Raw genomic sequence first — 8,181 nt, 5'->3', positions numbered from 1 at the left:
ACCAGCAACCGCTCCCCCCGAAGCCCCCGCTGGACCTCCTCGCCGAACTCACCAACACCCCGCCACCCCCGGAAACCCCGGTCCGCACAGCGATCCGCAGGGTCAAGATCTGGACCCCGCTGGTCATCCTCCTGGCGATCGTGTTTGCAGTAGTACAGGCCCTCCGCCCGCTCCCGACCCCCGCCCTCACCCTCACCGCCGAAGACTCGTACACCTTCGACGGCACCAAGGCCGACCTCCCGTGGCCCAGCGAGGGCCAGGGCTGGATGGACGTCAACGGCATCGGCACGATGGGCAGCTTCGGCAAGCAGACCCCGGTCGCGATCGGCTCCGTGGCGAAGGCGATGACCGCGTACATCGTCCTCAAGGACCACCCGCTGAAGTCGGGCGCGGAGGGCGCGAAGATCACCGTCGACGCGACCGCCGAGAAGGAGGGCGGCTACGACAAGGACGGCGAGTCCACGCTCAACACCGTCAAGGCCGGCGACGTCCTCACCGAGAAGCAGGCACTCTCGGCGATCATGATCCCGTCCGCGAACAACATCGCGCGTCTGCTGGCCCGTTGGGACGCGGGCTCCGAGGCGGCGTTCATCAAGAAGATGAACGACACGGCCAAGTCGCTCGGCATGACGAACACGACGTACACCGACGCCTCGGGCCTGAAGGAGACCACGGTCTCCACCGCCGAGGACCAGGTGAAGCTGGGCAACCAACTGGTCAAGATCCAGGCCCTGATGGACATCACGAAGCTGCCGAGCTGGGTCGACCCGTCCGGCAAGAAGTGGACCAACTACAACCGCCTGGTGCCGTACAACAACTCGCTCGGTATCAAGACCGGCACCACCACCGCGGCCGGCGGCAACCTGCTCTTCGCCGCCACCAAGGAGGTCGGCGGCGAGACGGCCGTCGTCGTCGGCGCGATCCTCGGCCAGCACACCGCGCCGATCATCGACACGGTCAACGCGGTCAGCAAGACGGCGATGCTCGCGGCGCAGGACGCGATGAGGTCGGCGAAGATCCTGAAGAAGGGGACCGTGGTCGGGTACGTCGACGACCAGCTCGGCGGTCACACCCCCGTCGTCGTCACCAAGGACGTCTCGGCGGTCGGCTGGGCCGGCCTGAAGGTGAAGCTGTCCTTCGCGCCCGATGCCGTACCGCACACCGCGAAGGCCGGCACCAAGGTGGGCACGCTCACCGTGGGCGACGGTTCGAGCGGCGCGGTCAAGGTGCCGGTCGCTCTCCAGAAGGATCTCGCGGAACCGGCCCTGACCGCCAAGCTGACCCGTCTCGGCTGACCCACGAGGCGATGTACGTCACCGCACCCCGTCGGGCGGCCACCCACCTGGGAGCCGACCGGCGGGGTGCGTGCTAGCGTCGCGAATCGGGGCACGTCGCCGGTCGAGCGGGACGCGGCGTCGAACAGGCCGGGAACGGGACAGGACGCGGCCGAGAACAGAAGACGGGACACGGGGAGTGCCTTCAGGTGGCCACAGCGGAGCCGACACGCGCCGACGATGCCGATCCGGGCCCGGGAGCCGGCCCGCGAATACAGCTGCCCGCGCACACCGCGACAGCCGAAACACCTCACACGTCAGCAGACACACGGCACACCGCTGACGACGCACGTCACACGACTGACGACGCACCCACCACCGGAACGGACACACCCGGCACCGGAACACCGGAGCGCACCACCCGGTGGGCGCTCCTGATCGACCGCCTCCGCGACCCCTTCCTCCGCCACCCGGTGATCGGCTTCACGCTCCTCTCCGGCGTTCTCCACGTCGTCTGGTTCTTCACGTTCGCGAACAGCGGCGGAGACCTCGCGGCGCAGGACGCCTGGGCGGAGTTCGTCGGCCGGCACCCCGACTCGGCGTACAACCTCGCCTGGTACGGCGGCATGCACCCGGTGTCGTACAGCGTGGTCTCGCCGTATCTGATGTCGGTCCTCGGTGTCCGTACGACGATGATGATCGCCGGGACGATCTCGGCGGGCCTGCTCACCATGATCCTGATCCGCAGCCGCTCGGTGAAGAACCCGCTGTGGGCCTCGCTCGCGGGTGTCTTCGCGCTGCTGTGCAACGCGGCGTCGGGCCGGGTGACGTACGGCCTTGGCCTGGTGTTCGGGCTCGGCGCGGTGGCCGTCGTCTTCTGCTGGCCCTACCGCTGGCGCTACAAACGCTGGGCGAAGGCCCTGTGCGCGGCCCCGCTGGCGGCGCTCGCGACCATGTCCTCACCGGTGGCCGGGCTGTTCGTCGGGCTGATCGCCGTAGCCCTGTTCCTCCAGAAGCGGCGCCCCGGCGCCTGGGCCCTCGGGCTCGCGCCCGCGGCCGTCGTGGCGGTGTCCGCCTGGCTGTTCCCGTTCTCCGGTACGCAGCCGATGCTGTTCGGCTCGATGATCCTGCCGCTGGCGTCCGGAGTGCTGGTCTACTTCCTGGTGCCGCGCGCGTGGACGACCGTACGGATCACGGCGGCCGTGTACAGCATCGGCGTCATTCTCGTCTGGCTGGTCAGTTCACAGATCGGCTCGAACATCAGCCGGCTGGCGATGCTGTTCGCCGGGGTGACGCTGATCGCCGCGCTGCCCTTCGCGGTGCCGCGCTCGCGCAAGTGGTACGCCATCGCGCTGGCCTTCGTCGGCTTCAACGGGTGGATCGGCTTCAAGTCGGTCGACGACGTCATCAACACCGCCCCCGCCGCGTCCTGGTCGCACGAACTCGCCCCGCTCGTCAACGAACTCCAGACGGTCGGCGCCGAGCGCGGACGCGTCGAGGTCGTCCCGGCCCGCTCCCACATCGAGGCCTCCGCCCTCGCGCCGTACGTCAACCTCGCGCGCGGCTGGAACCGCCAGGCCGACATGGAGCGCAACCCGCTCTTCTACGACGACACGCTCAACTCCGCCAACTACCACGAGTGGCTTCAGCGGTGGGCCGTCCACTACGTCGTGCTGCCCAAGGACAAGCCGGACGGTGACGGCGGCGAGCGCGAACGCGCCCTGGTGCAGCGCGGGATGCCGTATCTGAAGCAGGTCTGGGGCGACGCGAACTGGCAGCTCTTCCAGGTCACCGACCCGGCGCCGCTCGCCGAGCCGAACGCGGTCGTCGACCGGGCCGAGCAGGGCGAGTTGACCATCGAGGTGAAGAAGAAGGGCCGGATCCTCATCCGCATCCCGTACTCGCCGTGGCTGAGCATCGTCGACGCGAAGGGCAAGAGCCTCAAGCCCCCGCAGGAGACCGACGCGTCCAAGCACCGCGCCGAGGACACCCCGAAGACGTACGACAACCTCAACGGCTGCCTGATGGAGACGGAGGAGGACTCCAAGGGCGACAAGTGGACGATGTTGCTGGCGCCGAAGGCGGGGACGTACAGGCTGGCGGCGCCTTACCAACTCCCTCGGGGTACTCCCTGCCCGGACGAGTTGAAGTGAGCGTGTATCGGCCTGAACGGCCTCGTCCTCAAACGCCGGACGGGCTGAAAGTGACCGACGCCGAAAAGCTCACCGCAACCGGTCCACGTACCTGTCCGTGCCCGGCACCGTCGGAATGAACGGCGCCACCAACTCGACCTTCCCCAGCCCCGATTCGGCCACCGGCGTTTCAAGATCCGCGAAGTACCCCTCCCAGCAGTCCCGCGGATCCGCCTCCAGGAACCACAGCAGCGTCAGCCGGGTGTCGACCCCCTCGACCTGCTTGACGTAGGTCATGCGGTCGCCCGGCAGCGGGGTCGGGCGGAAGATCGTCACCATCGCGGCCGGGGAACCGGCGAGCCGCTTCGGCAGGTGCCGGGACCGCAGCCACTCCAGCAACTCGGCGCGCTGCTCGGCCGATTCACTGTCGACGACCTCCAACACCAGCCCGGCGTAAGGGTGGTCGAGGGCGTGGAAGTCCCTCGGCCCGGCCGCGCCGTCCCGGTACACGGTCGCCTCGTGGTCCTGGAACGCGGTGAAGACGTGCGTACGGTCCTGGTACACCCGCCCGTCCCGATTCAGCCGTTTGTTGATGCCGACGGTCCACTTCATGTGCTCGTCGTAGCGGCCCTCGGTGACCCAGTACGTGGAGAGGTAGCAGCCGGCGGTCACGGGCTGGGCGATCGCCGACTTCTCGGGAGAGCGCAGGAGTTGGAGGTCGCGGGTGGCGACCCAGCGCCGGCCGGCGTACATCCAGGGCATGGCCATCGCGCCGGCGTAGTAGTGGTCGTCCTCGTACCAGCGGTTGTAGGCGTACTCGTGGCCGGGATGAGGTTCGACCATGGTGATGAGCGCGTGCCCCGGCCGGACTCCGTACGGTCCTACGGCGGCCAGTTCGGCGTACACGTCGCTCCGGGTTTCCTCGCTCACGTCGCTCCCCTTCCGTCCTCCGCCGGTCGCCCATACTCTGACGCCCCGTCAGATAAACCGCCAGACCCCGGGAGGGATCGGATGTCGCTGCTCGCGGGCAAGACCGTCGTCGTCTCGGGGGTAGGGGCCGGACTCGGCCACCAGGTCGCCGCGGCCGTCGTACGGGACGGAGGGAACGCCGTGCTCGGCGCGCGCACGGAGGCGCATCTCGCCAAGTCGGCCGCCGAGATCGATCCGGACGGCACGCACACCGCGTACCGGGCGACGGACATCACGGACGAGACGCAGTGCGAGGCGCTCGCGCAGATGGCGCGGGAGCGCTTCGGGCGGATCGACGCGATGGTCCAAGTCGCCGCGTGGGACAGCTACTTCGGCGGGGTCGAGGACGCGGACTTCGCCACCTGGCAGTCGGTGATCGACGTGAATCTGCTGGGCACACTGAGGATGACGCGGGCGTGTCTGCCGGCCCTGAAGGAGGCCGGCGGGGGCTCTCTGGTGTTCATCGGGACGCAGTCGGCGGTGGCCGCCCCCTCGCAGGTGCGGCAGGCGGCGTACGCGGCGTCGAAGGGGGCGTTGACGAGCGCGATGTACTCGCTGGCAAGGGAGTTGGGGCCGTACCGGATCCGGGTGAACACCGTGCTGCCGGGGTGGATGTGGGGGCCGCCGGTGGAGGCGTACGTGCAGTTCACCGCGCACACGGAGAAGGTGCCGGAGGCGGAGGTGCTGAAGCGGCTGTCCGACCGGATGGCGCTGCCCGAGCTGGCGACGGACGGGGATGTGGCGGACGCGGCGGTGTTCCTGGCGTCGGACCGGGCACGTTCGATCACGGGCCAGTCGTTGCTGGTCAACGCCGGGGAGCTGATGCGCTGAGTTCACACACATGAACCAGGAACATCAATCCGAACGATTTTACTGCCCCTTGACCTCACGCTTACTTGTCGTGCTCACGCGCGACCGCCCACGATGAGCCCCGGGCTGAACCGGCTCCATCGTGGGAGGGCGCATATGAACGGGCTCGACTGGGCCGTGCTCATCGGCTATTTCGGCGTGATGGTGGCGATCGGTGTGTGGTCGCACAAACGCGTCGACAACGTGAGCGACTTCTTCACGGCCGGCGGAAAGATGCCCTGGTGGCTGTCCGGCATCTCGCACCACATGTCGGGCTACAGCGCGGTGATGTTCACCGGCTATGCGGGCATCGCCTACACGTACGGCGTCACATCCTTCATCACCTGGTCGTTCCCCATCGCGCTGGGCATCGCCATCGGCTCCAAGCTGTTCGCGCCGCGCATCAACCGGCTGCGCTCACGGCTCCATGTGGCGTCCCCGCTCGAGTACTTGAAGAACCGCTACAACCTCAAGACCCAACAGGCGCTCGCCTGGTCCGGGATGCTGCTGAAGATCGTTGACGTGGCGGCCAAGTGGGCGGCGATCGCCACCCTGTTGTCCGTCTTCACCGGGGTGTCCCTGAACCAGGGCATCCTCATCACCGGCGCGATCACCGCCATCTACTGCACGATCGGCGGCCTGTGGGCGGACGCGCTGACCGAACTCGGCCAGTTCGTCATCCAGTTGCTCGCCGGTGTCTCCATGTTCGTGGCGGTCGTACTGAAGTTGAACGACAAGGGCATCGGATTCTTCGGCGCCTGGGACGAACCGGCACTCCAGGGCCACGGCAAACCGCTCGTCGGCCCCTACGGCACGGTGTTCCTCCTCGCGTTCCTCTTCATCAAGCTCTTCGAGTACAACGGCGGCATGCTCAACCAGGCCCAGCGCTACATGGCCACCAAGAGCCCTCACGAGGCCGAGCGTTCGGCCCGCCTCTCGGCGGCACTGTGGCTGATCTGGCCGACGGTGCTGTTCTTCCCCATGTGGATGTCACCGCTCCTGGTCCACGCACAGAAGCCTGACGGCTCCGACTCCTACGGCCTGATGACCGAACAGCTGCTGCCACACGGCCTGTTGGGCCTCGTGGTCGTCGGCTTCTTCTCCCACACGATGGCGATGTGCTCGTCCGACGCGAACGCGATCGCGGCCGTCTTCACACGGGACGTGGCACCGGTCATATCCGCCAAGGCCCGCGCGTGGAACGACCGTTCGGGGCTCATCGCGGCCCGCGTGACCACGGTCGTCTTCCTCGGCCTGTCGATGTCGGTGGCGACGCAGATCAACTCCCCCACGTTCAAGGACATCATCACCGTCGTCATCAAATGGGTCGCCGGTCTGATGGGCCCGATCGCGATCCCGATGATGCTGGGTCTGCTGCGGCCGTTCCGCAAGTCCGGTCCGACGGCGGCGCTGACGAGCTGGGCGGCGGGCCTGTTCGCCTTCTGGCTGGTCAACTACCCGATCAACTGGGAGGTCGACGGCGGGGTCCCACTCCAGTACCAGGTGTCGATCCCGCTGGCGGTATCGCTCGTCCTCTACATCCTCATCGGCTACGTGAAGCCCGAGGACACTCCGGAACGGGACGCGCTGATCGAGAAGATCAACGGCGGCGGGGACGACGACGGCGAGGCGGCGGCGGTCGCGGTACCGGCGCAGGCCGGGGCGGAGGACGACGTGGTGGGCCGGCAGTCGTAGTCAGGCGGTCTTGGTCAGGCGCCTCTGGGATAGCGGGCGATCCAGCCCGGAGAGGACCCGGCGGGCCCGTGCAACGCGGGCCCCTGGGTCATCTCCACGGCGAAGTCGTCCGCGAGCACGAGCAGTGTGGGACGGCCCTCCAGTTCGGCCAGCCAGGCCGGCGGGAGGGCCGTCTCGCCGTACAACGCCCCGAGCAGTCCGCCGGTGAGCGCGCCGGTGACCCCGGAGGGTCCGCCGTGATTCACGGCGAGACACAGCCCGTGCCGTACGTCGTCCCCGACGAGCGCGCAGTACACGGCCCCGGCGAGCACCCCCTCCGCGCTCCCGTCCCCCACGAGTTCCTCGACCCGGCCAGAGGTGGGCATGCCCTGCCGTACGGCACCGAGGGCGTACTGGAGGGCATCGGAGACGGGCTGATGTCCGGGCCGGGCGGCCAGCAGGGCGAGCGCCCGCTGCACGGCGGAGTCGAGGCTCTCCCCCCGCGCCAGCCCGTGCACGATGACGGCGTACGCGCCGGCGGAGAGATACCCCACGGGATGGCCATGGGTCTGCGCGGCACACTCCACGGCAAGCTGCATGACGAGTTGCGGCTCCCACCCCACCAACAGCCCGAAGGGCGCGGACCGGGCAGCCGCCTCACCCCCCACCTCACCAGGACTCTTCGGCGCGTCGAGCGTCCCCATCCGCTCGTCCCCAAACCCCAGCAAACAGGCCCGAGTTGGATCCCGCCGAGCGTAAAGCCACTCCTCGCGCGCGAGCCACCCATCGTCCTTACGACGCTCATCGGGCCCCCAGTCGTGCTGGGTGGCGGCCCACCGCAGATAGGCCCGATGCAGATCGGTCGGCGGATGCCAGGCCCCGGTGTCCCGTCTCACCTGCGCCCGGATCAGCCCGTCGACCGTGAAGAGCGTGAGCTGCGTGAGATGAGTGACGGCCCCGCGCCGCCCGTACCCGAACGCGAGATCTACGACGCCCTCCGCACCGTAGGCCTCCCGGATCTCGTCGATCGCCAACAGGTCGACAGGTGCACCGAGCGCGTCCCCGACCGCAGCCCCGAGCAGTGTCCCCCGCACCCGACTCCGAAAGTCCTGCTGCTCGACCCGGCCCCAGACGGTCCCGGTTGCCGTACTCACCAAGGCCTCCTCGGGCTCCGTCCGTACGTACGAGTCAGTTCAGCACTGTAATCGAACGGGGACGGTGGGTTGAGGGGGGAGTTGGAGGCACCTTCGTTTCGATGTGGGCGTTGGGCCACTCGCTTCTTT

At 68.5% G+C, this 8,181-nt stretch carries 5 protein-coding genes and 1 pseudogene; 4 read left to right on the top strand and 2 right to left on the bottom strand.

Going from position 1 to position 8,181, the window contains the following annotated elements; translation table 11 throughout:
• Both JHN63_RS26660 and JHN63_RS26655 read left to right on the top strand, forming a co-directional pair.
• Positions 1-1,295: pseudogene (locus tag JHN63_RS26660) on the top strand (D-alanyl-D-alanine carboxypeptidase); the annotation flags it as partial.
• 188 nt (positions 1,296-1,483) lie between these two features.
• On the top strand, positions 1,484-3,427 hold the full coding sequence (locus JHN63_RS26655; protein WP_200685176.1) for an MFS transporter: 1,944 nt from the start codon (positions 1,484-1,486) through the stop codon (positions 3,425-3,427).
• 69 nt (positions 3,428-3,496) lie between these two features.
• Here JHN63_RS26655 and JHN63_RS26650 read toward each other — a convergent pair whose 3' ends face one another.
• Positions 3,497-4,336, bottom strand: a complete 840-nt coding sequence (locus JHN63_RS26650) for a hypothetical protein (RefSeq protein ID WP_200685174.1) — start codon at positions 4,334-4,336, stop codon at positions 3,497-3,499.
• An 81-nt stretch (positions 4,337-4,417) separates the two neighbouring features.
• Here JHN63_RS26650 and JHN63_RS26645 point away from each other — a divergent pair, with 81 nt between their 5' ends.
• Together JHN63_RS26645 and JHN63_RS26640 are read left to right on the top strand one after the other, a co-directional pair.
• A complete protein-coding gene (locus JHN63_RS26645; protein WP_200685172.1) occupies positions 4,418-5,206 on the top strand; it encodes an SDR family oxidoreductase in 789 nt (262 codons plus the stop codon).
• A gap of 135 nt (positions 5,207-5,341) precedes the next feature.
• A complete protein-coding gene (locus JHN63_RS26640; RefSeq protein ID WP_200685170.1) occupies positions 5,342-6,919 on the top strand; it encodes a sodium:solute symporter family protein in 1,578 nt (525 codons plus the stop codon).
• A 14-nt stretch (positions 6,920-6,933) separates the two neighbouring features.
• Here JHN63_RS26640 and JHN63_RS26635 read toward each other — a convergent pair whose 3' ends face one another.
• A complete protein-coding gene (locus JHN63_RS26635) occupies positions 6,934-8,052 on the bottom strand; it encodes an ADP-ribosylglycohydrolase family protein (protein WP_200685169.1) in 1,119 nt (372 codons plus the stop codon).
• Between the last annotated feature and the right edge of the window lie 129 nt (positions 8,053-8,181).

It is taken from the genome of Streptomyces sp. MBT65 (assembly GCF_016612545.1).
Classification (GTDB): Bacteria; Actinomycetota; Actinomycetes; order Streptomycetales; family Streptomycetaceae; genus Streptomyces.
Note: the sequence above shows the minus strand (reverse complement) of the source record. Positions and strands in the feature narration are given on the sequence as shown.